This is a genomic window from Clostridium sp. AM54-37XD (assembly GCF_003478225.1).
Classification (GTDB): domain Bacteria; phylum Bacillota; class Clostridia; order Lachnospirales; family Lachnospiraceae; genus Coprococcus; species Coprococcus ammoniilyticus.
Window position 1 is genome coordinate 93,613 of sequence record NZ_QUEV01000005.1, and the last position, 26,789, is coordinate 120,401.

The 26,789-nt window shown below is 42.7% G+C and carries 22 protein-coding genes and 1 pseudogene; 1 reads left to right on the top strand and 22 read right to left on the bottom strand.

Annotated features, from left to right (window positions below):
- The first annotated feature begins 60 nt into the window (after positions 1-60).
- A complete protein-coding gene (locus tag DXA07_RS06155; RefSeq protein ID WP_118483859.1) occupies positions 61-1,404 on the top strand; it encodes an MATE family efflux transporter in 1,344 nt (447 codons plus the stop codon).
- Between the two features lie 26 nt (positions 1,405-1,430).
- On the opposite strand, the gene DXA07_RS06160 is transcribed toward DXA07_RS06155, so the two are convergent.
- From DXA07_RS06160 to DXA07_RS06265, 22 genes and pseudogenes are all read right to left on the bottom strand, one after another.
- Positions 1,431-2,777, bottom strand: coding sequence for an MATE family efflux transporter (locus tag DXA07_RS06160; protein ID WP_117823494.1), 1,347 nt, complete (start codon positions 2,775-2,777; stop codon positions 1,431-1,433).
- The gene (locus DXA07_RS06165; RefSeq protein WP_021944748.1) at positions 2,770-3,219 is read right to left on the bottom strand and encodes a MarR family transcriptional regulator; all 450 of its coding nucleotides are present in this window, start codon (positions 3,217-3,219) and stop codon (positions 2,770-2,772) included. The genes DXA07_RS06160 and DXA07_RS06165 overlap by 8 nt, the downstream gene beginning before the upstream one ends.
- Positions 3,220-3,502: 283 nt before the next feature.
- Positions 3,503-4,878, bottom strand: a pseudogene (locus DXA07_RS06170) (sodium-dependent transporter).
- A 105-nt stretch (positions 4,879-4,983) separates the two neighbouring features.
- On the bottom strand, positions 4,984-6,069 hold the full coding sequence (locus DXA07_RS06175) for a SpoIVB peptidase S55 domain-containing protein (RefSeq protein WP_118483861.1): 1,086 nt from the start codon (positions 6,067-6,069) through the stop codon (positions 4,984-4,986).
- 144 nt (positions 6,070-6,213) lie between these two features.
- Complete coding sequence (recN, locus tag DXA07_RS06180) at positions 6,214-7,899, bottom strand: DNA repair protein RecN (protein WP_243013914.1); 1,686 nt, start codon at positions 7,897-7,899, stop codon at positions 6,214-6,216.
- 38 nt (positions 7,900-7,937) lie between these two features.
- Positions 7,938-8,030: a hypothetical protein gene (locus DXA07_RS14025; RefSeq protein WP_348980759.1), complete on the bottom strand. Its 93-nt coding sequence runs from the start codon at positions 8,028-8,030 to the stop codon at positions 7,938-7,940.
- Positions 8,030-8,380 (bottom strand): arginine repressor, encoded by a 351-nt coding sequence (locus tag DXA07_RS06185; RefSeq protein WP_348980760.1) that lies wholly within the window; start codon positions 8,378-8,380, stop codon positions 8,030-8,032. The genes DXA07_RS14025 and DXA07_RS06185 overlap by 1 nt, the downstream gene beginning before the upstream one ends.
- 1 nt (position 8,381) lies before the next feature.
- Positions 8,382-9,230, bottom strand: a complete 849-nt coding sequence (locus DXA07_RS06190) for an NAD(+)/NADH kinase (protein WP_226801086.1) — start codon at positions 9,228-9,230, stop codon at positions 8,382-8,384.
- 16 nt (positions 9,231-9,246) lie between these two features.
- Positions 9,247-10,041: a TlyA family RNA methyltransferase gene (locus tag DXA07_RS06195; protein WP_021944754.1), complete on the bottom strand. Its 795-nt coding sequence runs from the start codon at positions 10,039-10,041 to the stop codon at positions 9,247-9,249.
- Between the two features lie 2 nt (positions 10,042-10,043).
- A complete protein-coding gene (dxs, locus tag DXA07_RS06200) occupies positions 10,044-11,906 on the bottom strand; it encodes a 1-deoxy-D-xylulose-5-phosphate synthase (RefSeq protein ID WP_181983931.1) in 1,863 nt (620 codons plus the stop codon).
- Between the two features lie 14 nt (positions 11,907-11,920).
- Positions 11,921-12,805, bottom strand: a complete 885-nt coding sequence (locus DXA07_RS06205) for a polyprenyl synthetase family protein (RefSeq protein WP_242997365.1) — start codon at positions 12,803-12,805, stop codon at positions 11,921-11,923.
- Entirely contained in the window at positions 12,792-13,010 is a 219-nt protein-coding gene (gene xseB / locus DXA07_RS06210) for an exodeoxyribonuclease VII small subunit (protein WP_117823484.1), read from the bottom strand. The genes DXA07_RS06205 and xseB overlap by 14 nt, the downstream gene beginning before the upstream one ends.
- A 2-nt stretch (positions 13,011-13,012) precedes the next feature.
- Positions 13,013-14,218, bottom strand: a complete 1,206-nt coding sequence (xseA, locus tag DXA07_RS06215; RefSeq protein WP_118483865.1) for an exodeoxyribonuclease VII large subunit — start codon at positions 14,216-14,218, stop codon at positions 13,013-13,015.
- An 8-nt stretch (positions 14,219-14,226) separates the two neighbouring features.
- Positions 14,227-14,661, bottom strand: a complete 435-nt coding sequence (gene nusB / locus DXA07_RS06220) for a transcription antitermination factor NusB (protein ID WP_021944759.1) — start codon at positions 14,659-14,661, stop codon at positions 14,227-14,229.
- 10 nt (positions 14,662-14,671) lie between these two features.
- On the bottom strand, positions 14,672-15,058 hold the full coding sequence (locus DXA07_RS06225) for an Asp23/Gls24 family envelope stress response protein (protein WP_008401476.1): 387 nt from the start codon (positions 15,056-15,058) through the stop codon (positions 14,672-14,674).
- Positions 15,059-15,682: 624 nt separating this feature from the next.
- Entirely contained in the window at positions 15,683-17,764 is a 2,082-nt protein-coding gene (locus DXA07_RS06230; protein ID WP_118483867.1) for an Ig-like domain-containing protein, read from the bottom strand.
- 58 nt (positions 17,765-17,822) lie between these two features.
- Positions 17,823-19,904, bottom strand: coding sequence for an Ig-like domain-containing protein (locus DXA07_RS06235; protein WP_118483869.1), 2,082 nt, complete (start codon positions 19,902-19,904; stop codon positions 17,823-17,825).
- Between the two features lie 20 nt (positions 19,905-19,924).
- Positions 19,925-22,000 (bottom strand): Ig-like domain-containing protein, encoded by a 2,076-nt coding sequence (locus DXA07_RS06240; RefSeq protein WP_118483871.1) that lies wholly within the window; start codon positions 21,998-22,000, stop codon positions 19,925-19,927.
- A 144-nt stretch (positions 22,001-22,144) separates the two neighbouring features.
- The gene (locus DXA07_RS06245; RefSeq protein ID WP_118483872.1) at positions 22,145-24,103 is read right to left on the bottom strand and encodes an Ig-like domain-containing protein; all 1,959 of its coding nucleotides are present in this window, start codon (positions 24,101-24,103) and stop codon (positions 22,145-22,147) included.
- A 710-nt stretch (positions 24,104-24,813) separates the two neighbouring features.
- Positions 24,814-25,551 carry a SpoIIIAH-like family protein gene (locus tag DXA07_RS06255; RefSeq protein WP_118483876.1) on the bottom strand — a complete coding sequence of 246 codons (738 nt, stop codon included), beginning with the start codon at positions 25,549-25,551 and terminating at the stop codon, positions 24,814-24,816.
- A 16-nt stretch (positions 25,552-25,567) separates the two neighbouring features.
- The gene (locus tag DXA07_RS06260) at positions 25,568-26,221 is read right to left on the bottom strand and encodes a hypothetical protein (RefSeq protein ID WP_118483878.1); all 654 of its coding nucleotides are present in this window, start codon (positions 26,219-26,221) and stop codon (positions 25,568-25,570) included.
- A 45-nt stretch (positions 26,222-26,266) separates the two neighbouring features.
- Positions 26,267-26,752: a stage III sporulation protein AF gene (locus tag DXA07_RS06265; RefSeq protein WP_182427517.1), complete on the bottom strand. Its 486-nt coding sequence runs from the start codon at positions 26,750-26,752 to the stop codon at positions 26,267-26,269.
- Positions 26,753-26,789 lie beyond the last annotated feature (37 nt).

The following is a 26,789-nucleotide window of genomic DNA, read 5'->3' on the forward strand; positions in this document are numbered from 1 at the left end:
TTTTATTTTATCGTTCTATAATTCATCATGTCATAAAAAAAGAAATGAGGACGAATAAAAATGAACAAGGATCTGACCGTAGGAAAACCGGAATCTGTGCTGTGGCGTTTCTGTCTGCCACTCTTTGGAAGTGTGATCTTCCAGCAGCTCTATAACATTGCCGACAGTCTGGTTGCCGGAAAATTCATCAATGAAAGTGCTCTTGCCGCTGTTGGCAACAGTTACGAGATCACATTGATCTTTATCGCATTTGCATTTGGATGCAATATGGGATGCTCGGTTATCGTATCCAGATTATTTGGAGCAAAAGAATATCGGAATATGAAGACGGCTGTATCGACCACTTTTATCTTTACGGCTGTTTTACTGGCTGTTATGGTGATCGCCGGTCTGCTCACCAGCCGGGAACTGCTTGCTCTGATCCACACTCCGGACGATATCATGGATGCTTCCCTGCTGTATCTGAACATCTATATCTATGGTCTTCCATTTATGTTCTTTTACAACATTGCAACCGGAATTTTCTCCGCTCTCGGTGATTCCAGAACTCCATTCATCTTCCTTGCAATATCATCCGTTTCCAATATATTTGTCGATATCTTATTTGTAAAATCCTTTCAGATGGGAATCGCAGGTGTTGCCTGGGCAACCTTCCTCTGTCAGGGTGTCAGTGCCGTTCTGGCTGTAGCTGTTGTGATTCGCCGTCTTATCGGTATCAAGACAGAAGGCCGTTTCCGGTTCTTTGATGGCAGCATCTTAAAACAGATCTTGGTCGTTGCTATCCCAAGCACCCTACAGCAGAGCTTTATATCCATCGGAAATATTATCATCCAGAGTGTTATCAACGACTTCGGAACCAGCGTTATCGCCGGATATTCTGCAGCTGTCAAGCTGAACAATCTGGTCATCACCTCTCTTACCACACTGGGAAACGGTATCTCAAACTATACCGCCCAGAATATCGGTGCAGGCAAGATCGACCGTATCCGTTCCGGCTTCAAGGCTTCCTTAAAGCTGGTCTGGCTGTTATGTATTCCGTTTGCGTTGTTGTACTTCACCTGCGGAAGATGGCTGTTGCTGCTCTTTCTTGATAACCCGACTGCAACTGCGATCAAGACAGGTATCGTTTTCCTGTGTATCCTTACACCATTTTATTTCATCGTTTCCATCAAATTAATGGCAGACGGAATCCTGCGTGGCGCAGGTATCATGAACAAATTCATGATCTCCACCTTTACCGATCTGATCCTTCGAGTAGTCTTATCCATCATCTTTTCAAAGATGTTCGGTTCTGTCGGTATCTGGTGCTCCTGGCCGGTCGGCTGGTGCTGCGGAACTGCAGTCTCCGTCCTCTTTTACCGCGGTGAACAGAAACGGAATTTTAAAAACGCATTTGAAGCATAGAGAAGCTATAACTTCTTTTAGCAGCTTTAAAGCGACTTGTCTCTCATCTTCTTATTCATATGAATATAGAAGATGATATTGATCACAATACCAAATATCGTTGCAACCGGTGCTGCAAGTCCGATCTTCGTCAGGCTGGCATCCGGCTGGATACTCATATAATAGGCCAGCGGCAGGCGGACAAGCAGGGTCTGGATCAATCCCTGTATCATAACCCACAGCGTCTTGTCATGTCCATTGAAATATCCGATCATGCTAAACAACACCGCTGTTACGATGGTCTCCAATGCGAAGCCCCGCAGATAATCATATCCTTTCTGAACAACGATTCTATCAGTTGTAAAGATTCCTGTCAGAAGATCTCCTTTAAACATTACAAAGATAAATACGATACATCCGATCACGAGGCCAACACCAATTCCGGAATACATTGCTTTCTTCGCCCGCTTCTCATTTCCGGCTCCCACATTCTGCGAAACAAAGGATGCCATCGACTGCATCAGGGAGCTTGGTATCAGCATGGCAAAATTTACAACCTTACAGGCTACACCATAACCCGATGATGCTTCCAGTCCCAGACGATTCACGAACGCACATAATGCTAGAAAGGATCCCTGGGTCAGGCACTCCTGAAGTGCCAGTGGCAGTCCTGTTTTCAGTGCTTTTCTACAATGCTCATTCAATCTGAAATCTGCCTTCGTGATCGTAAATGAAAGCTGCTTCTTTATAAGCAGACAGATCGCAAATACCACGCTCACTGCCTGTGCTGCTACAGTTGCGATCGCAGCTCCTGTCGCATCCATATGACAGCCTGCTACCAGGATCAGATCCCCAATGACATTTACCACACAGGCAACTGCCACAAAGATCAATGGGGATTTACTGTCTCCGAGTCCACGAAATATCGCCGCCAACAGGTTATATGCAACAATAAAGAAAATGCCTGCTCCACAGATACGGACATAACTTGCGGTAAGTCCTACTGCCTTTTCCGGCGCCTGCATCAGTATCGCGATTGGCCGCGAAAAGGCAATCATCACAACAAACAGCACGGCTGAGATCACCGCAAATACGACGGCAGATCCACCGATCAATGCTCCGATCTGTTCCGGCTTCTTCTCACCGATATATCTCGCGATCAATACTGTAATTCCCATAGCAAGCTGTGTGATCACAAATGTAACCAGATTTAAAACCTGACTTCCGGTCGATACCGCAGACAGACCGGAGGTACTGCCAAATCGTCCAACCACCAGAAGGTCAACTGCTCCATATGCCGCCTGTAATACAAGTGCACCAAGCACCGGCATCATAAACGGAATTAACTTCCCAAGTATACTTCCCTGTGTAAAATCTGACTTTGAACTATTCAATGGTAACCCTCCTCTCACTCATGACCTTATAGAATTTACTGATCGTATCGATCATACAGTCCGCTTCATCATCTGAAATGTCATCCATATATCGAACTAAACGACTGTAATAATTCTTATCATATTTATCTGACAGCAATTCACCTTTCTCTGTGATCTGAATATAAGTGATCCTGCCGTCCTCCTCTGAAGCATATTTGCTGAGATACCCTTTGCTTTCCATCTCTTTTACCGTCCTTGTCACGCCCGGTCTTGGCAGCTTCAGATAGTCACTGATATCGGAAATCTTTACATGCTCCTGCTGCTCCTTAATGATATGTATGACATCCATGTACTGAATATATGCTGGTGTAACACCCTCTGGCAGCTCCGGAAGCAATTCCCGGATACGTTTTGCCAGATAACAGGCATCTAACATCCGTTTGATCTTATCTGCATTCATGCTCTGATACTCCCTTCTGATCTTAATTTGTTGAAAAAATCTCTCATAAAAACTGCTCTTTCCCTGCAAATAATGATATAAATTTACTTTCATTTGATAATTACCTTTGTTAATTACCATAGGTAATTATATGGGTGTGTACATAAAATGTCAATACAAAATTCTTGAAGACAAAAAATCTCCCTTTGACTGCGATATATTTTCCACAGTCAACAACTGCGGTCATAATACAGACAATGGGGAGATTTTATTTATATTTTTAAATGAAGTTTTGCTTTTTATCCTACATCGAGATCCAGCCAAGTGCATTTGCAACCGAGCTTGCAAGAATGATCAGGCGAAGACCGGACATATGTATTTGATCATCACAACAAAGATCTTCTTTCTGCGGAATGCACCCTCGCCATGACGAATCTCTTCTTCTATCTTATCGATTCCCACAACTCTTGAAACCAGTAAGCAGGTCATAAGTGCTGCGATCGGCATCATAACCGAATTCGTCAGAAAATCAAACAGATCTAAGAACTGCATACCGATGATCTTTACACAGGCGAGCGGTCCATATCCAAGTGATGACAGACTTCCAAGGATCAGCATGATCACACCTACATAAACAGTTGCTTTCTTTCTGCTCCAACCGATCTCATCCTCAAATGTGGATACTGCACTCTCAGTCAGTGCGATTGAGCTGGTTACTGCTGCAAATAAAACCAACAGGAAGAACAGAATACCGACTATTGTTCCAAGTCCCATATTCTGAAATACCTTAGGGATCGTTATAAACATCAATGAAGGACCTGCCTGTAAGGTGTCAGGATTACCGCCTGAAAATGCGAATACCGCAGGAATGATCATAAGTCCTGCCATGATCGCAATCGCCGTATCAAACACCTCAACATTCCTTGTAGCATCCTCGATCGCCGTATCCTTTTTCATATAAGAACCAAATGTGATCAGAATACCCATTGCGATCGACAGGGAATAAAACATCTGCCCCATCGCCGCTACCACAGTCATCCATGAGAAATTATCAAAATTCGGAACAAGAAAATACCTCACGCCCTTTAATGCCCCCGGTCTTGTCACTGAATATACAGCAATAAGGATCGATAACACGATCAGTACCGGCATCATGATCTTTGATACACGCTCAATACCATTCTGAACACCTGCAAAGATGATCCCCAGCGTAAACAGACAAAATACGATGAAACAAAGCTCTGTCGAAACGCCATTCGAGATAAAGTCTGTAAAATATCCATCCTTTGCCAGATTCTTTCCATTTCCTTTGACATATTCCACCAGATATTTGATAACCCAGCCACCAATCACCGAATAATACGGTACGATCAGCACCGGTATGATCGCATTGATCCAGCCGCCAAAGGACAACCATTTCTTCTTGCCAAATGACCGAAACGCTCCGACCGAACTCTTTCTTGTCATACGACCGATCGCAGACTCAGCAACAATCATCGTATATCCAAATGTGAGTGCCAGCAGAATATAGATCAGAAGAAAGATTCCTCCTCCGTACTTTGCCGCCAAATACGGGAACCGCCATATATTTCCAAGACCGACCGACGCTCCTGCCGCCGACAGCACATATCCTATCTTCCCCGAAAATGAACTTCTGTTGTTATTGTTTTGTGTATCCATCGTACTCTATCTTCTGCTCCATGTACCCTGAAGCAAAATATCCCTTCTCTTTTTTCTTTTAACAGTGTACAGCTTCGATTCTAACATGAATAATCAATTAAGTCACTACTTTATCATATTTTCAATAAATACAGCATACCCTTCCGTAGGATCATCCACAAGCACATGTGTAACCGCACCGATCAGCTTGCCATTCTGTACGATCGGGCTTCCGCTCATGCCCTGACAGACACCGCCGGTAAGTGCGATCAGATCCTCGTCCTCTACCTTAAATTCCATATTTTTATTGGCAGTATCGGTATGAACCGCCAGAATGTTGATCTTGTATTTTTTCAGATTCCCATCCAATCTGGAATAAATATATGCCTCTCCGGTCTGAACTTCATCAGGATCTGCGATATACATGGCTTCTGCAGCTTTGTAATGCTTCGCCACATATTCTTCATCGAGATATCCGCCGATTCCGTTATCATAATTACCTTCTACAATTCCGATCAGATCCTTCTTGTAAAGGATCGTTCCCTGAAGCTGCCCCGGCATCGACACAAAGGATCGGTTGATCTTCGTTATATGTGTAGTATAGATACCCCCACCGGTGCTGCTGATCTTAAGCCCGGTATCATTATCCGATACGCTGTGTCCAAGTGCCATAAACTGATTGCCACATAGGAAGGTCACTGTTCCGATACCCGATATATCATCCTTCACCCACAGTCCTAACATATAAGCATTCTTATTTGTTTTCACAGGTGTAACCTCTGCTACCTGTAACTTTCCGTCCCGCAGAAATGTAAGTCTCACAGTTCCAGTATTATTCCCGGATAAAGCCTGCATCAGTTCCTTTTTTGTTGATATGGCTGTTTCATTTACAGCTGTGATGTAATCTCCTGTCTGAAGCAGGCCGTTACAGGGAGAGCAAATCTCTCCCTGTGCAGTTTCCACCTCGTCACAATCTACGACCATAACGCCATCTGTTTTCAGATAGATCCCGACCGGTTCGCCGGACGGTATCACTTTCTGTCCGGACAGATCATCGAATACAAGCTCCGCATCTTCATACTTGATCTCCTGATCTCCGATATCTCCGTTCCAGAAATAAGCGACTGCCAGCAGTGTAAATGCGATCAGATCCAAGATCAAAAATCCGATCAGCAGCGAACGGTAACGACTTGAAGTTTTACTTTCTTCCATCCTAACTTCTCCTTTCCATTTACAGGCTGCTCTCAGAAAATCCACCGCACAGACTTTGGCTCATCATATGCGCAAAAAAACTAAAAAAGAGCAGCAATTGTTTTATTGCTACTCTTAGTATTGGTTTTTTTGTTCTGTTTTTAATTAGTGTATTTTTGCTTTGTCTGCCAGTTCTTTCATATCCCTGGCATTTTCAACCGCGGCATTTGTGATCTCTGCACCGCCAAGCAGCCTGGCAATCTCAAGCACAGATTCTTCCCGGTCTAACTTGGAGATCTGCGTGATCGTCTTGCCATCCTTTACCACTTTTTCAATTCTGTAATGACTGTCCGCCATTGCTGCAATCTGTGGCAGATGCGTAATACTGATCACCTGATGCGCTTTTGATATAACCGCAAGCTTTGCTGCCACACTTGATGCTGCTCTGCCGCTGATACCAACATCAATCTCATCAAATATCAGAGTATCAATGTTATCTTCCGATGCCATGCAGGATTTGATCGCCAGCATGATCCTCGAAAGCTCACCGCCGGATGCAACCTCATAAAGCGGACGTTCCTTTTCTCCGACATTTGTCGATACAACAAAGTAACAGTCGTCGATACCGGAAGTTCCCGGATGTGTCAGACGATCAAAATGCATATCGAACCGGATCTGATTAAAACTCAGATCTTCCAGTGCCTCTGATACCCGCTTACATAATTCTTTTGCCTGAATCTTTCGTTCTGCACTTAAAGCTTCCGCCGCCTGATCCAGTTCTTTTTTTGCTGTTTTCACTTTCTGTTGCAATTCTTCCGCATATTCCTCATACTGCACAAGCTTTGCTTCATCCTGCTTCAGCTGCTCCAGATAAGCAAGTACATCATCTAGGGTTCTTCCATATTTTCCTTTTAAATTATTAATGGTATTCAGCCGATCTTCAACCTCATGGAATTCAGACTCATCGAATTCCATACTCTGCATATAATCACTGACCGATACATTAAAATCATTTAACAGCGAATCAATATTTGTAAGCTCACTGAAGATGCTCTCTATCTCCTCATCCAGACCTTTTATCGCTTTTAAGCTTGCAAGCGCACGTCCGATCTCATTTCCGGCAGATGCGTTCCGGTTATACCCTGTGATCGAATAAACCTCAGAAACTGCTTCTACAATATCCTTGGCATTCACCATCTTACGGTACTGCTTCTCCAGTTCTTCATCTTCACCCGGAACCAGCCTGGCCCCTTCGATCTCTCCTGCTTCAAACCGGATATATTCCAGTTTCCGTTTCCGCTCGCCTTCATCCATCTGTCCTTCTTCCAGTTCTTTTCGAAGATCTTCAAATGTTTTATAGCAGTCTTCATATTTCTGTTTTAATGAAGCAAGCGGTCTTTTTGCAAATTTATCCATAATATTCAAATGCTCTGCCTTCTTCAACAGGATCTGCTGCTCATGCTGTGCATGCATATCCACAAGAAGTGCCGAAACATCTTTTAACTTTGCTGCTGTTACTGTCTGGTCATTAATAGTATTCATGGTTCTGCCATTTACTATTCGTCTGGTTATGATGATCTCTCCATCCTCTGACGGTGTAACCCCAAGCTCCTGCAGCTGCTTCACCAGTGATTCATCATCAATAAAAAATAATAACTGACAGAAGCCTTCTTTTTCCGGATCTCTCAGCATATCTTTGGGAAGCTTGCCTCCCATACCAATCTTTAAAGCTCCCATAATAATAGACTTACCTGCACCGGTCTCACCGGTTAAGATATTCAGTCCATCTGTAAAATTGATATTTGCATCTTCAATCAATGCAATATTTTTTATGTGTACATTTAAAAGCATATGTCCTCCTGTGTATTCCATGCACAAAATAACAGAATTTACATCTTTTCAATCTGCGCCTTGATCGACATCGTCAGGTTCTTATCCTTCACAGCAAGGAAGATCGTATCATCTCCTGCTATACAGCCCATCAGCCATCAATAGCCATATGATCCAGTGCAGCCGCTACAGCCATGGCAACACCGGAGATTGTCTTGATCACGATCAGGTTCTCTGCTGCATCTACAGAAATAATTCCTGTGCTCAGAACCTTCTTATAGGAATCCAGCGTCTCATAACGATTGTTCTTCTCAACGGCATACTTCTGTCTGGCTCCCGGTACGGATACCTTGGTCAGATTCATTTCCCGAATATCTCTGGAAACAGTTGCCTGTGTTGCCTGAAATCCCTCTTCCTTCAGTTTCCCCAGAAGATCATCCTGTGTTTCAATATCATATTTTTCAACAAGCTCCAGTATCTTTGCCTGTCTTTGATATTTCATCTCAGTTTCCTCCTAATTTATTTCTAAGTATCTCATAAAAATTTACATTACTTGCTTTGATCAGTCTGGTTATCTTCTCCGCCTTGCGGATATCTACCCGGTCACCAACAGATAATTCCACATCATTACCACCATCAAAAGAACAGATCGCCTCTGTATCCTGTGTCTTACGCTTCTTGGTGATCTCTATCGTAATCTCCTCTTTACCGGATAATACGATACTCTTTGCAGTCAATGAATGTGGTGATACCGGCGTGATCACTAATAGCTCTGCATCCGGGCTGACGATTGGCCCTCCCGCTGACAGATTATAGCCGGTTGAGCCTGTCGGTGTCGATATCACAACACCATCTGCCTCATATGTATCAAGCACCTGTCCATCAACAGACACATTAAGTCCGATCAGTCTGGAAAATCCTGCCCGGCTGATCACGATATCATTTAAAGCACTCTTGCGATACGTTGTTCCATCCGCTTTCGTAACCGTACCTGTGACCATCATTCTTTCTTCAATCGTAAAATCATCCGTCAGCAGCCGATCCAGTATCTCTTCGATATTTGCAACTTCCCCTTCTGTCAGAAAGCCTACCGTACCCAGATTAATGCCAAATAACGGTATATCGATATCTTCCGTCTCACCAGCCATGCGTAACAGTGTTCCATCACCACCAAGAACCAGTACACAGTCAAACTGCTCTTTCTTTAAAGCTTCCCAGTCCGAAGACTCCAGATGGAATACATCCCGCACCATACAGGCTGCTCCATGCGCTTCCAGATAACTCTGTATTCTGTTTGTAACTGTCGAATCGGTGTCCTTATCGGGATTCACCACGATCATAAAACGATTCATCGGATCTTTACTCCTCTTACAGGCATCTGTGTGATTCTTCCACCATAGCCTTTATATCAAATTCTTTATTTTCCTTCGTCTGATCCTTTGTTATGTACAAAAGATACTCGATATTTCCTTCCGGTCCCTTGATCGGTGAATAGCTTAAGTCAAGTGTTTTAAATCCGATCTGTCTTGCGAAGTCAACGATCATTTCAACCACTTCTACATGCACCTTCTGATCTCTGACAACGCCCTTCTTACCGACCTTTTCTCTGCCGGCTTCAAACTGCGGCTTGATCAGACACACGATCTCTCCATCGTCTGTCAGAAGCTCTTTTACCGGAGGAAGCACCTTTGTCAAAGAAATAAAGGATACATCGATCGATGCAAATGCAATCCTGTCTTCGATATCATCCGGTGTCACATAACGGATATTTGTTTTCTCCATACAGACAACCCGCTCATCGTTTCGAAGCTTCCATGCAAGCTGTCCATGTCCGACATCCACCGAATACACCTTAACTGCACCATTTTGCAGCATACAGTCCGTAAATCCACCGGTTGAAGATCCAACATCCATTGCCACTTTTCCTGCAAGGCTTACTCCGAAGCAATCCATTGCCTTTTCAAGCTTTAAACCACCACGACTCACATATTTTAATGTGTTGCCTCTTACTTCTATCTGTGCTTTCTCATCAAATGTCGATCCTGCCTTGTCTTCCTTTATGTTATCTACATAGACAATGCCCGACATGATGATCGCCTTTGCTTTTTCTCTGGACTCTGCAAGTCCACGATTTACCATCATTACATCCAGTCGTTCTTTCATCTCTACTCCATTATGTCCCGAATCCGTCTGTATATGGATTCAGCATCTATCTTCAACATCTTTCTCAGTTCTTCTACACTTCCATGACGGACAAAGGTATCTTCGATTGCGATCGGAAGCACCTTCACATCACTTGCCTTTGATTCCAGATATTCCTCAACCAGAGCACCATAACCGCCATGCAGAATACCTTCCTCGATCGTTACGATCAGCTTATGTGTCTCTGCCAGATGGTCGATCATCTCTTTATCTAATGGCTTGATAAATCTTGCATTGACAAAGGTCACCTGTCTGCCTTCCTGTAGGAACCGGTTATATAATTTCTCGGTTTCTTCCACCATATTTCCAACCGCTACTAATGCGATCTCACTTCCCTCACGGAGGATCTCGCTCTTTCCGTATTCGACCGGCTCATTATAATCTTTCAAACCGTAATATGCCTGTCCTCTGGCGTATTTGATCGCAACCGGTCCGTCATAGGCTACTGCCCATTCCATCGCTCTGGTCAGCTCATAGCGGTTCTTCGGAGCCATAATGACCAGATTCGGAATATGCGATAAAAATGCTGTATCAAAGATTCCCTGATGTGTCTCACCGTCTGCCCCGACCAGCCCTGACCGGTCGATTGCAAATATAACATGCAGATTCTGCATACAGACATCATGCAGGATCTGATCGTAAGCCCGCTGTAAGAAGGAAGAATATACCGCTACCACAGGGATCATGCCCTCCGCAGCAAGTCCTGCCGCAAATGTTACCGCATGTTCTTCTGCAATTCCCACATCAAAGGTTCGATCCGGGAATTCCTCTGCAAATTTATTGACTCCGGTTCCCTTGCTCATTGCTGCCGTGATCGCAACGATTCGATTATTTTCTGTTCCAAGTTCTATCAGTTTTCTCGCAAATACAGCAGTATAAGATAAACCTTTTTCTACATTTTTCACTTTTCCGGTTGCAACATCAAAAGAACTGATCCCATGGAAATAGCATGGATGCTTCTCCGCATATTTATACCCTTTTCCTTTGATCGTTTTCACATGAACCAGAATCGGTTTATTTAACTTAAATGCACGCCGGAAGGTTTCTTCCATCATGCGTATATTATGACCATCGATCGGTCCGATATAAGTAACACCCATTTCTTCAAAGAACATTCCGGGAACGAATATCTGCTTTAAAGAGTCCTTTGACCGCTTCAATCCTTTCGCAAGCTTCTCACCTGCTACCGGTATATGCATCAGCGCTTTCTCGATTCCGTTTTTCAGATCATTATATGGCTGACCGACACGAAGCTTACTCAGGTAGCTTGACATTCCACCTACATTGTGGTCAATCGACATCTCATTGTCATTCAGCACGACCAGACATCCGGTCTTGACCTCTGCCATGTTATTTAGCGCTTCATAAACCATACCACCAGTGAAAGAACCGTCACCAACAACGGCTGCGATCTTCTCCTGTGTTCCTTTGATTCCTCTTGCACATGCCATACCAAGTGCTGCTGACATCGCAGTCGAACTGTGTCCTGTATTAAAAGCATCACAATCACTCTCACTGGTCTTGGGAAATCCGCTTAAACCGCCAAACTTCCGTAACGTTGTCATCTGATCTTTTCGTCCGGTCAGGATCTTATGCACATAGGACTGATGTCCTACATCCCATACCAGCTTATCAGCCGGGAAATCCATCGCACGGTGAAGTGCGATTGTAAGTTCCACGCACCCAAGGTTTGACGCCAAATGCCCACCCGTCTCGCTGACATTTGCAATCAGAAACTCTCGGATATCCTGTGCCAGCTCCGGCAGATCTTTCTCATCTATTTTCTTTATGTCATTTGGTTCTTGTATTCGATCCAGTATACTCATATCTTTCATCTCTGTTATTTCTTTCTGTTGACCAGTTCCAGAATCAATTCATCCAGAAATTCATTCTTATACGGAAGCTGATCCAGTCTTGTAACCGCACGCCTGGATATCTCCGCGACATCCTTCTTGGACTCCTCAAGTCCGTGGACCGTGACATAAGTTACTTTACCATTTTCTTCATCTGAGCAGACAGGTTTTCCAAGCACTGCGCTGTCACCCAAAATATCCAGAAGATCATCCTGGATTTGGAATGCCAGTCCGATATCCGATGCGATCATCTCAACCTGCTTCAATTCGTCTTCCGTTGCTCCGGCAAGAACTGCACCGATCATCATGGATGCTTCGATCAACGCACCGGTCTTATTCTCATACACAAAATGAAGCTGATCACCACTCATCTGCTTCCCTGTCATCTCTACATCTACAACCTGGCCACCGATCATTCCGTTTACACCTGCTTTTTTTGCAAGGATCGTGAATGCTCTGGCAACAGTCTGATCACCCGGTTCCAGCTCAAATGCCTTACAGGCTGTCTCAAATGCATAATTTAAAAGCGCATCACCAGCAAGGATCGCCATTGCCTCACCAAATACCACATGCGAAGTCTTTCTTCCTCTGCGGTATTCATCATTATCCAATGCCGGCAGATCATCATGGATCAGGGAATAGGTATGTATCATCTCGATTGCTGCCATAAACGGCTCTACAACTTTTCCTGTTCCGCCAAACAAGCGGTAGGTTTCCTGCATTAATAACGGACGTAGTCTCTTTCCGCCTGCCTGAAAGGAATAATTCATTGCCGTAAAGATAGTTTTCTGAAACCCTTCTTCTGCCGGTGCATATGTGTATATAATATCCTGTACTTCTTTTGTCCGAAGTTCTAATTTATTCTTTTCCACTGTTCTCTCCACTCAATACGATCATTTCTTTTTCTACATCACACAGATTGTCCTTACATGCCTGAACAAGCTGTACGCCCTCTGCATAGGCTGCCAGACTGTCCTTTAACGATGTCGCAGGATTCTCTAAGACAGCCGTGATCGCTTCTATTTTCTTCAGGGATTCCTCGATCGAGAAATCCTCCTTTTCCATCTTCTCTGCCATTTCTAATCTTCCTCTTTCACATCCGTTACTCTTGTCTCGATCAGACCATCATGAACACGGATGGTAATGTGGTCGTCTTTTTCTATCTCTTTTATCGTTGTTACCGGCATTCCGGTCTTTTCGATATATCCAAATCCGTTTATAAGCTTCGCCGATGGTGACAGACCATGCAGACGTTCTGCAAGAAGCATCACCCGGTGTTCGTATCTGTCATATTTGTTCTTCATAGCACGGTTTAAACGATCTGACAGATCATCCAGATAGATCTGCTGCTGTGCCAGTCGTTGTTTTGGATTCAGTATACGAAGATGCCGTTCTGCTACCTGTAACTTCTCCTGATATGCTGCAAGTCTCCGTTTCATCAGATAATCCATCTGTCTGCCCTGATTTATGACCTGATGAACCGTGGACATCACATCCGGTATTGCCTGCTCACAGGCGGCTGATGGTGTCGGAGCTCGAAGATCTGCCGCATAATCTGCGATGGTATTATCAATCTCATGACCTGTACCGGAAATGATCGGCGTCTTTGCATGATAGATTGCCCATGCAACGACCTCCTCATTAAATGCCCAGAGATCTTCGATCGAACCGCCGCCACGACCGATAATGATCGTATCTACGCCCAAAGTATCCAACACTTCGATTCCATGTGCAATATCCTCTGCTGCCCCATCTCCCTGTACCTTTGCCGGATACAGGATAAGCTGGACATATGGATTTCTTCTCTTTGCGATGTTTCTGATATCCTGGATCGCCGCACCTGTCTGTGCTGTCACGATGCCTACCCGCTTCGGATATGCCGGTATCGGCTTCTTGATATCGAATTCAAACAGTCCCTGTTCATACAGCTTCTGTTTCAACTGTTCATACCGCTCATAGAGATTTCCAATCCCATCCAGCTTGATCTCTTTTACATATAACTGATATCTGCCATCCCGTTCGTAGATATTCACACTTCCGTGGCAGACTACCTGCTGCCCGTTTTCCAGTTTGAAATCAAGACCGGAATATGCATAACTTTTAAACATAACAGCCATGATCGAACCGGTCTCATCCTTCAATGAAAAATAGATATGCCCGGAACTGTGATATTTGCAGTTAGAGACTTCTCCCTTCACATAAATATCACCAAGCAGATAATCACTGCTGATCAGATTCTTGATATATCCATTTACCTGTCCGACGGTATAGCTTTTCTTTGCCATATTCTCACCTAATCTGCAAGCTTTGCAAGAAGTGCATTAATGAAGCTCTTTGCTTCTACATCGCAGTATGTCTTTGCAAGCTCTACTGCTTCATTGATCGCTACCTTTACAGGAATATCTTCATCAAATTTGATCTCGTATACAGCCAGTCTTAAGATAGCAAGCTCTGCTTTTCCGATTCTGCCAAGCTTCCATCCCTGTGAAATACCACTGATCGTTTCATCGATCTCTGTAATATGGGCTACGACTGCCTCTACTCGATCTATAACATAGGCTTTTTCTTCCTCTGTCATGGCTACTGCATCCATCTTGTTATCGTCTTCATCATAAAGGCTGGCATGCTCCAGTTCGAGTTCTGCTTCTTCTCTGATCTCTGAAATGTCATTGAATTCCAGACTGAATAAAATTTTAAATACGGTTTCTCTTATCTCTCGTCTTGTCATATGTTCCTCTCTAGTTTGCGTCTGCCATGCGAACGCCGGCTACACGTATATTTACCTTGGTTACATTAAGACCTGTCATAGTCTCGATTGCCTGCTTTACTTTATCCTGAACTTGTGTTGTCACAGTTGGAATGCTGTACTCATATAATACGTCAATTGCCAGATCTACCTTTACTTCGCCCGGCAGTAATTCTACTTTCACGCCCTTTGCCGGATTCTTCTTGCCAAGACGGCTTGCGAGTTCATTTGATAGTGAGCCGGCAAGTCTTGATACACCGTCTACTTCAGTTGCTGCCAGACCTGCAATGATCGCGATTACCTCGCCTGCGATCTGTACATGACCGATGGAATTTTCTTCTTCTATATTTTCATACGTGCTTGTATTTTCTTCACTCATTCTGTATACCTCCAGACTTCCTATATTTGTACATATTGATTCAATATTATACCGCAATTATGAAAAACATTCAACACCCGGAATTGGCGGGGATAATTCAGAATTAGCCACTAGTTTTGTGAGGTATATGCAGGTATGTTGTGTCGGCTGGTGCTTGTATCCTATAACAACACACTTCTCTTCCTATGAACTGCACATGTCTTATCCGCACATACTCCTGTGCAAACTCGCCTGCGGCTCAAACATGCACCCGTATGTGCTGACAATGTGCACTTCATAACGGAGCTTCGCTAATGTTGTTATAGGATACAAGCACCAGCCGACACAGCATACCTGCATATCCATTCACTTTTGTACAATAACTAATTCTGAATATTAAACATATATTTTTACAGCTAATCACACATAAATTTATAGTTTCTATTGTAGTATCTGCATTGTTGGTGATGTTTATTTATATTTTGGCATAATATAATTAAAACGTATATCTGTTTCGACATCTTCATCTCTGACAATAATACAATTTTTCACATAAAAAAACGAATACCCATTATAATATGACATATTCATCAAATCATTATAACAGGTATCCGTCTTATAATTATAAATTGTTATTCTTTTGTTTTATTTCGCCACTACATGTGCGGTCACTGTTGCAGACCGTGTAGTATTCGTAACTGATATCTTGAGAGTTGCCTGATAGGTTACCCCAGCTTTCTCTGCAGTACTGGTTAATGTATAATTACCAACCGGCAGATACAGATACTCACCTTTTCCTCTCAAAGTACCATCTGCTTCTTCCCATTCTCCAAAAGATGAAGCACCTAATGCTGTATTATCTGATGCAACCGTAATCTGATATAACGGAAGCACAATCTGGTAATTATTGCTTGTTGATGCACTTACCGTATAATTTTCAAGATATTTTTCTACCCCTCCGGTTTTATTTACCACTCTTATGTCGTAATTGCCTTCCGGGACATCAAAATATACCGTTCCGGTACTACTATTGTACTTTCCGATCTCTTTTTTCAGATCAATGGAGTATGCCCGATCCGTCCACCTGGACTTGATATAACACCAAAAGGTATCTGAAACTGTATTCTTGATCTTATGACCATCCAGATCCACAAATGTTCCTTTCACACGAATTCCCTTTGTAATGACAAATGTCACTGTACAGTATGTAAAGATAGCAGAATCTTTCTTGTCTGTGATCTTTACTTTCATAGAATAAGTTCCCGCCTGCCTGGTATCTATCGTACCATAAGCATAAAATCCATCCGGTGTCAGTTCCATGCAGTCTGCCTTCGAAACAACTTCATATGTGTAAGTACTGCTTCCGCCTCGTGGTAAAATTTGTGCATCAGATTTGGATGTATACGCACCATCCGGTTTACCGGCTGCTGCATCCGGATTCTGTAAATAGCCATATTGTATAATGTCTTCTGCAACGATCGTCTGAGCATCCCATATCTTCCAGGTGATCGTATGATGTATCTTATTACCAAGTTCATCTACTACATCGATCTTTGTTGTATAGATCCCGCTCGCAGTAAATACGCCTGTAAATTCAAGATAATTTGAATTACTGCCTATCTGTACCTCTTTATAAGAAACGCCCGGCGGCAATTCTCCAACTGTAATAACAGCAAGTCCTGATATATCCGGTTTATAATAGGTTACATCCTTCTTTGTGTTAAATCCGTCACCCTTTGCAAATATCTTTACTTCGCTGGTCGTTATTGTACTGGCAGCTTTTCGATATACCGCTTCTTTACTGGTCTTCAATTTTGAAACAGATACCTGAACCATATTACTGTTAAAGAGCACATCCTGTCTGTTCAAATGAATCCGATATGTGATCTGATCTGTTGTTGTCACACTGTCAAGTACACATTTTCTTACATATTTACCATATCCATTCACTTTACTGGAAACTGTAAAATCCGATGCCTTTAATGCCTGTTTGGCACTTAACACCACCTGAATATCTGCATTTCCAAGGATTGTCAGACTCTTGATCACGACCGGTTCGACCGGCGTCGGTGTTATAGGTGCAGGATTCACTGTTTTTTTCTTTACTGTAACCTTACAGGTTGCTTTCTTACCGGAGCCATCCTTAGCAGTTGCTGTGATCGTAACCGTTCCAGCTTTCTTTGCCTTTACAACACCTTTGCTCGTAACCGTTGCAACCTTTGTGTTGGATGACTTCCACACAACTGCCTTGCTGCTTGCTTTCTTCGGTGTGACCGTTGCCTTTAAGGTCTGCTTTTTCCCGACTGTCATTGTCGACTTGGTCTTGTTCAGCTTCACCTTGGTAACCGGTGTTCCGACCGTTACTGTGATCGTGCATTTTTTCTTCTTATCTGCCTTTGAGATCACATAGATCTTTGCTGTTCCTTTTTTCTTTGCTGTGATCTTACCTTTTGCATTCACTGCCACAACCTTTTTGTTGCTTGTCTTATAAGTAACCTTCTTTGAAATTTTTCCGGTTACTGTTACCTTTGGCTTTAAAGTAAATGTTTTCCCTTTTTTCAGTGTCAGCTGCTTTGCCGGAAGATTGGATACCGCTACCTTTGTTACCTTACCCCCTGCCGCATAACTTTCTGTCTGTGGAATGGTAAGAATGGATACTGCCACTGCAGCTGCGATCACCCATGCAAGTATTCTCCCTACCGTCGAATTCTTTCGTCTTTCTTTCATTTATACTCTTGTCTCCTTCCATGTTTCTCATGACTCATGTAACATCCATTCCCATATCTTATTCTTTTACATAAGCATATGCTGTTTTATTGCTGCCATTCACGGTTATATCCACATAAAAGACATATTTTGTGCCATTCACCGTACCGGTACAGCTCAGATGATAAGTTCCGTTTGGAAGGTATTGTGTTGTTCCTTCATTGTAATATTTCGATCCGGCTACATCGCGCCAGGTAGCGAATTTCGTAAATCCCTGTACTTCTTCCGGCGCATTTGGGTCCATCTCAATCTTGATCTTATAAACAGGAAGTGTGACATCAAACATCATCTTCAGATCCGTATCCGTCGATGTCTGCCCTTCCTTTCTTGGTAATGCTGTCAGATTATAAATGCTCTGACTTACAGACCCGCTTCGATCGGATATCGTGATATCATATGTGCCGCTTTCCAGACCTTCATCGTAAAACGTACCATCATATTTTTTGGTACTGAGATTATAGGTGCTATACCTTACTCCGCTTATCGTATTTGAATATTCCGCATATCTATTCTTATTAATTATTGAATAACGGTACTGCTCTATCGGATCTCCATTCGCATCTCTTACAATTCCCTTGATATAATAGGAATCTACAATTGTAAAAGTAAGTGTTCCCGTTCCTGTCTTTGTACCATCCTTCTGATCTATGACACGGATACGGATCTTATATACTCCTGATGCAATCCCTTTTGCATTGATATTGATCTTATCTAAATCATCTACAATCTTACAGTTATTCAGAATCGCACTGTCACTTTCTGCTCTTATGATCTCATATGTATAAGAACCGCTTCCTCCATATGCATACACCGGTGTAAATAAACTACTCCAATTAGTATTTAATGCCCCTTCTTCTTTATCACATACGATCAGATTGTCCGCGTCATATATGATCCAACGGATTGTCAAACGATATTTACTGCCAATCTCATCTTCGTAAACCAGAACGCTGTCATACACCCCAGCCTTTCTCGGTGATCCTGAAAATTCCATCACCCGTTTCGTTGCCTCTGTTGTGACCTCATATTGAATACCGGCAGGAAGCCCGCTGATCGAATAATTCGCATAACCTGTTCCCAGTCTTTGTCTTATATCTTTTACTGTAGCTCCTACTTTATATGATAATGTTACAGAATTTTCGACATTGTATGTATCTTCCATATACACACACTCTTTTGACAACTTTAACTTTGGTACCTCTACCTTGATATAAAGCCCTTTGCCAAATACCATATCTCCCGTGATATACACCTTGTAAGTAATGGAATCCGTTGTCGTTACCTGACTTACTGTATATTTCTTCAGATAATCTGCATTTTCATATCGTTTTGCCCATACATTAAAATCTGCTGCCGTAAGTGCTGTTGCCTTTGTAAAGGTAACCTCCATCATATCATCCTGTACGATTTTCACACTCTTGATACCAAGCGGCGTTACTGGAACTGGATTGTCCGGTTTCGCTGCAGACACTTTCTTTACTGTTACCTTGCAGGATGCCTTCTTACCGGAGCCGTCCTTTGCTGTTGCTGTAATCTTAACCGTTCCGGCTTTCTTTGCCTTTACGACACCCTTGCTGGTTACAGTTGCAACCTTCTTATTGGATGACTGCCATACGACTGCCTTGCTACTTGCTTTCTTCGGTGTAACCGTTGCCTTTAAGGTCTGCTTCTTGCCGACTGTCATTGTAGACTTGGTCTTATTCAGCTTCACTTTGGTAACCGGTGTTCCGACGGTTACTGTGATCGTGCATTTTTTCTTCTTATCTGCCTTTGAGATCACATAGATCTTAGCGGTTCCTTTTTTCTTTGCTGTAATCTTACCTTTTGCATTTACCGTTGCAATCTTTTTATTGCTTGTCTTATATGTAACCTTCTTTGAAGCCTTTCCGGTTACTGTTACCTTTGATTTTAAGGTAAATGTTTTCCCTTTTTTGAGTGTCAGTTGTTTTGCCGGCAGGTTTGTAACCGCTACAGATTTTACTTTACCGGTTGCCGCACTTACTTCCACATCCGGAACCGTAAGTATGGAAACCGCTACTGCTGCTGCGATCACAATTGCCAGGATACGTTTTAGCATTGACATTTTCGTATGTTTTTTCATAAAATAGTCTCCCCTTTTATTTATTGAGCCACTACATGGGCGGTTACCATATTGGCCCGTGTAGTATTTGTAACTGATATCTTAAGAGTTGCCTGATAAGTCACACCATCTTTCTCCGCGGTACCGGTCAGTGTATAATTACCAACCGCCAGATAGAGGTATCCGCCTTTGCCCTGTACAACTCCATTCTCATCCTTCCACTCTCCCATCTGGCTAAGATCTGCAAAATCCGTATTATCCGATACGACAGTCTGCTGATATACAGGAAGAGCAAACGTAACTTCATTCGTAGCTGCAGCACTTACATAGTAATCACTTGCATAGACTCCTGTTCCGCCTCTTTCATCCTCAATCGAGATATCATAGACTCCTTCCGGTACATAGCTGTATATTGCCATTCCATCTTCAATCTCCCCGACCTCTCGTGCATAGCTGATCTCACTGTATGAATTATCCTTCCACTGGGATTTAAGTCTGCACAAATAAGTATCTATACCGGTATATTTGATCTTATTTCCATCCAGATCGGTAGCTGTAATCTGGAGCAGGACTCCCGGTTTTATAATAAAAGTCACTGTGCAGTATGTGAAAACTGCAGCATCTCTGCTGTCAGAGATCTTTATCTTCATGGTATATTCACCAGCCTGATCTGTATCAATCGAACAATACTGTACTCCGGTTGTTGACATCACCAAATCCAGACAATCTGCTTTTGACACAACTTCATATTTGTAACTGCCATTACCACCAATAGGACTTATCTGTGCTCCATACTTTACTGTATAAGTTCCATTTGGTTTGTTTGGAGCTGGAAAACTCAGGCATCCATATTTTGTAATATCCTGTGCTATGACTGCCCTTTCATCATATACTTTCCATACCTTGATATAATGAATCTTATTTCCAAATTCATCTACGACATCAACCTTTGTCTCCCAGATTCCTGTCTCTTTCAAGGTACCATAAAACTGCAGATAACCGGATTGGTCTGCGTCATCTACCACCTTATACGAAAGACCGGTTGGAAGATTGCTTACTGTATATACAGCATAGCCCTGTACATCCGGATCATAAACGCCTGAAGTATCTAAGGAACTGGTCCCTACCACTGTTCCTTTCTTACGTCGTACTTCCGATCTTATTGTTATCTCTGTCGGCTTTGTCCGATATGTCAGTTCTTTTGTACTGTTTAATGTCGGAACAGATACCTGAACAATATCTCCATTATAAAAAATATCCTGTTTGTCCAGATAAAGCTTATATGTAATGTTATTTGTTGTTTCCAGATGATCAATCACACACTTTCTTACAAAGTTCCCGTATCCATATACCTTACTGGATACTGCAAAATCCGATGTCTGTAATATTTTTGCCTTATTTAATGTCACCTGGATCACTGCTTTATTCACAATACTCACGTTCCGGATCACAACCGGTACTTCCGGAACAACCGGAGTCACCGCTGCTTTCTTTACAGTGATCTTACAGGCTGCTTTCTTACCGGAACCATCCTTTGCTGTCGCTGTGATCGTAACGGTTCCCGCTTTCTTTGCCTTTACGACACCTTTGCTGGTTACAGTTGCAACCTTGGTATTTGAACTTTTCCAAATGATTCCTTTATTGCTTGGTTTCTTCGGTGAAAGGGTTGTCTTTAAGGTCAGTGATTTACCGACATTTAAGTTTGCCTTTGTCTTATTTAACTTCACCTTGGTAACCGGGGTACCAACTGTCACCTTGATCTTACAGGTCTTTTTCTTATCTGCTTTGGAGTAAACGGTGATCGTAGCGGTTCCCTTCTTCTTTGCCGTGATCTTACCCTTTGCATTTACAGTTGCAACTTTCTTGTTACTCGATTTATATGCGACCTTTTTGGAAATCTTTCCTGTCGCTGTTACCTTTGTCTTTAAGGTAAAGGATTTTCCTTTTTTTAAGGTTAACTGCTTTGCCGGCAGATTCGTAACCGCTATGGTTTTGATCTTACCACCGGCTGCATAGCTCTCTGTCTGTGGGACAGTCAGAATGGATACTGCAACTGCGATCGCTATCACCCATGCCAGAAATCTTTTCACAGACAAATTATATCGTCTTTCTTTCATCTATACTCTCCTTCTGTAGATTCCCTAATCTATTCTCATACGAACCTTATTCTTTGACATATGCATATGCGGTCGTATTACTTCCGTTCACCGTCACATCCAGATAAAAATTATAAATTTCACCACTTATACTCTTTCGACAGGTTAAATGATGAGTTCCATTTTCCAGATAAACGGTTTTGGTCGATCCATAATAACTTCCATCCGAAACATCCTGCCAATTGCCAAACCGGTTATATTTTTCACTGCATCTGGCACATCCGGGTCCAGCTCTATAGTAACCTTATATACCGGGAGTGTGACATCAAATGACCAGACCGGATGCACATCATCTGTTCCATATGCCGCTTTCTGAGTCTTCAGATTATAAACAGTAGTACCTACTGTTCCACTATAACTGGATACCGCAACATCATAAGTACCGGCTTCCAGATCATCCATTAAAATGACTCCATCCTTACTAACACCATTCCATCTGCCGCTTACCTCATCCGTATACTCGGCATATTCATTTTGGTTCTTCATAGTGAATTGAAAACTGGTCAGTGGATCGCCATTTGCATCTTTTACTTTACCCTGTAAATAACCGCCTTCTATAATTTTTAGTGTAAGAGTTCCTGTGCTTGTCATAGAAGTGTCTGTCTTATCTGTTGCACGGATACGAAGCTTGTAGGTTCCGGTTGACAGTTTTGGGGATGATACCTGTATCCCGGCTCCACCATTGATGAGTGAAGAAACTGCTAATGCAGCACTGTCACTTTCTTCTCGTAAAATCTCATATGTATAATCGCTCGTATCAGTACCGTTTCCGCCATATACCTTAAGCTGTGGAAGCGTAGTTCCCCATGCAGTTGTCAGAACCTTTTCCGCATCCTTTACAAGCAGTTCCGTTCCATCATAAACCAGCCAGATGATAGTCATACTGAATTTGTTACCAAGTTCATCTTCATAGACTAATTTACTTGTATATTTCCCTTGCTTTGTCACGTTACCGTTAAATTTAAGTGTACATGTGGCAGCAGCTGTCTTGATCTGATATTTAACCCCTGCCGGCAGTCCGCTAACAGAGCAATTGGAATAGCCCTTTCCAAGTGTCTGACTCTTATCAACAGAATCTCCAAGTTTGTATACATATGTTTCTGATTTTTCTATCGTATAAGTTTCATCCCGATAGATACATTCTCTTGACAGATTTAATTTTGGAACTACTACTTTTATATAGGAGTTTTTCTGTAACACCGAATCTCCTGTAAGCTTAATCTTATAAGTAAGCGAATCCGTTGTTGTTATCTGTCCGATCGTATACTGTTTCAGATAGTCTGCACTTTCATATTTCTTTGCCCATACCTGAAAGTCCGAAGCCGTGAGTGCTGCCTGCTTTGTTAATGTAATGGTTAACAGATCCGGCTGTGCTATATTCAGGCTCTTAACGATCAGTGGTTCTTCCGGTGTCGGGATTGGTATGATCGAAGCTGCTTTCTTCACTGTAATCTTACAGGTGGCTTTCTTACCGGATCCGTCCTTTGCTGTTGCCGTAATCGTGACGGTTCCTTCCTTCTTTGCCTTTACAACACCTTTGCTGGTTACAGTTGCAACCTTCTTATTGGATGACTTCCATACGACTGCCTTGCTGCTGGCTTTCTTCGGTGTAACCGTTGCCTTTAAGGTCTGCTTTTTTCCAATTGTCATCGTAGACTTGGTCTTGTTCAGCTTTACCTTGGTAACCGGCGTTCCGACTGTCACTGTGATCGTGCATTTTTTCTTCTTATCTGCCTTTGAGATCACATAGATCTTAGCGGTTCCTTTTTTCTTCGCTGTGATCTTACCTTTTGCATTTACCGTCGCAATCTTTTTATTGCTTGTCTTATATGTAACCTTCTTTGAAGCCTTTCCGGTTACTGTTACCTTTGATTTTAAGGCAAATGTCTTTCCTTTTTTTAGTGTCAGTTGTTTTGCCGGCAGGTTTGTGACTGCCACCGTTTTTACCTTGCCACCGGCTGCATACGTTTCCTGTACCGGCACCGTCAGGATCGAGACGGCTACCGCAAATGCCAGAACCACGGCAAAAATCCTTTTTATCATTGTTGTTCTTCCGTTTTCCATTCATACCTCCCTGTAAAAAAACTTGTTTTTCATGTTATTCTGCATCTTTTTCTGCTATATAGACATATAGTTTCATTATATCTGACGCCCAACATAAAAACAAGGTAACGCATTCTATTTATACAAAATATCCAGTTGTTTTTGTGCAGTTTTACACCAAACGAACGGCACTGCAACAAACACCGGAGCCACATTGTAAATGACCTGCTGTGCTTTCGATTCGAAGTAAATGCCCTATTTGTAAATACTCCTGTGCCAACTCGCCTCCGGCTCAAACAGGCACCCGTATTTACAGGCAATTTACTTCTCTTGTCGAAATGCTCGCGGATGTCATCTTACAATGTGGCTCCGGTGTTTGTTGTAGTGCCTGTTAATTTCTATATAAAATATATAAGCTCCAAATCTTTAAATTTAATCTCACTTATTTATTTTCCGTTGTGACATATCACAACTTGTAATTACATTACGAAGTCAATCATAATTACACCTGCTGGGCTTTATAACATAAAAATATGATGCCCTTTATAATATGACATTTGCGAGCATTTCGACTGAAAAAGCACATTGTCAGTAAATACGGGTGCCTGTTTGAGCCGAAGGCGAGTTGGCACAGGAGTATTTACGAATAAGACATGTGCTTTGATTCGAAAGCGCAGCAAGTCATTTATAGAGGGCATCATATTTATGTCATAATTCTAGCAGGTGTATTCCTACTTATCTTCGGCAACTGTTATTACAAGCTGGGATACATCGTAGCCGGTTTTTCTGGTTACGATGTCTTCCACCTGTGCCCGTTCGGTGTCGGACAGGTTTGCAACAGGAAGTGTAACATCAACGGTATCATCATTTACGGTTACGATGCAGTCGGTATAGCCTTTTGCTGTCAGGACGGTTTCCGCATCCGTCTCTTTTTCAATCATATCAGTAAGTTTAACGTAGCTGCTTACTGCTTCATCTTTTGCTGCGCTGTCCATGGTTTCATCATTGATGATCGCAAGCAATGCTTCTTTGCTTTTTGCCCGGTTCTGTTCCCGGTTCAGCTTTGCGGTTGCGAGATTCGTTCTCATTGCCTGTGCACTGGTAAGGACTGCTTCTCCTATGTCTTCTTCATCGCTGTTTAACTCCACATTTTCCTCTAAAGCCGCCTGTTCCAGATATGTAGGATCGATATTCTCCGATGCAGCTTCTCCGCCTGCTTCTGTATTATCCGCAGCTCCCATCGTTTCTTTATTTGCCTGATCTGTAAGCTCTTTTTCTGAAGTATCGGAAACGTCAGTTTTCTCACTATCATAGCTGATAACTTCAGCATCCGCATTTGTCTCCTTTGCCTTTTGCCGCAACAGGTCGTCTCTTTTTCCTGCATTGAAATTCAGATAGCCTGCAACTCCGATCATAACCGACAGGGCAAATATCACCAGACGGTTTTTCTTAAAGATCTTTTTCTTCATTCATATCCTCCATGCTTTATTCTTGTTCTAATACAACTATCTTATGCGCCGGGACATCAAATAATGCCTGCACGGCTTCGGTTATTTTTATCGCAATCGTCGGATCGGAAGCCCCCGTACAACTGACCAGAACTCCCTCAATCTCCGGCTCCAGTATTTTGCTCACATAGGGATATTCGCCGCTGTCTGCGTTTGTCATAACAGAAGCCTCACTTCTGTTTTTCTGGCTGCTGCCGTCGGATTCGCTTTCAGACTTCGTCACATCTTTTTCTATAATTTTTTCACCGCCATCTTTTAATGTGATCATGACACTTACCGTTCCGACACCCTTCACCTGAGACAATATCCCCCGCAGCTTCTCCTCCTGAAATACTATATAGTCTTCATAGCCGCTGTTCGCCGATAATATTTCTCCGGAAGTTTCCTGTCCATTGTCCGTAGCAGCCTCCCCGTTCTGTTGTTTTCCAGTCACTCCACCGGACGTTTTATCCTGCTTCGTTCCGGTTAAAGCATCAAGTCCGGAAAATCCGTTTTCCTTATCAGACGGCCAGAGAATGACCAGCAGACAAATACCTGCAAGCAAAATCCCCATGCACTTTCGAAGTGCCGCATTTTTGTCTTTTTTCAGTTCCTGCAGCTTTTGTTTGATGTTATTCCATATTCCTTCCATGCTCTCTCACTCCATTATATGTAACATGTCCGCTTTTAGTACATGTTATTTTGTCTGATATCCATTTACAAATATTTCTATCCTGTCCTCACTGATCTTATACTCTTTTGCGATCTCCTGACGGAGTTTTGCTACATCCACGGTTGTATCTGCTACACTGTCTGATGTTGTAGAGACAACATCAACCTCAACCGCTGTGATCGTATAGTTCTCATCAAAGGTAATCGTTACCTTATTGTCCAATTGAAATGTATCACGCAAATGATCTTCGATCATAGTCTCCATAACATCTGTATAATATGTAACATCGCCATTTCCCGGTGCGCCTGCAATAGATTCATAGTAATAATCAAAGCTTAGAATGTCGTTCAAGCCTCCCGCACTTAATACAGGTGTCAGGACAATGATCGCCAGTACAAAACCAACCGCCGTCTGCATATATTTTCTGTATTTCTCATCCGGAAGCAAGAAAAATACCAGCGAGGAAAACATTATAAAAAGCACGATATTTTTTATCCAAGCTAACAACATCCAGCACTCCTTTCCACCAATTTCTGAAAAACGGTTA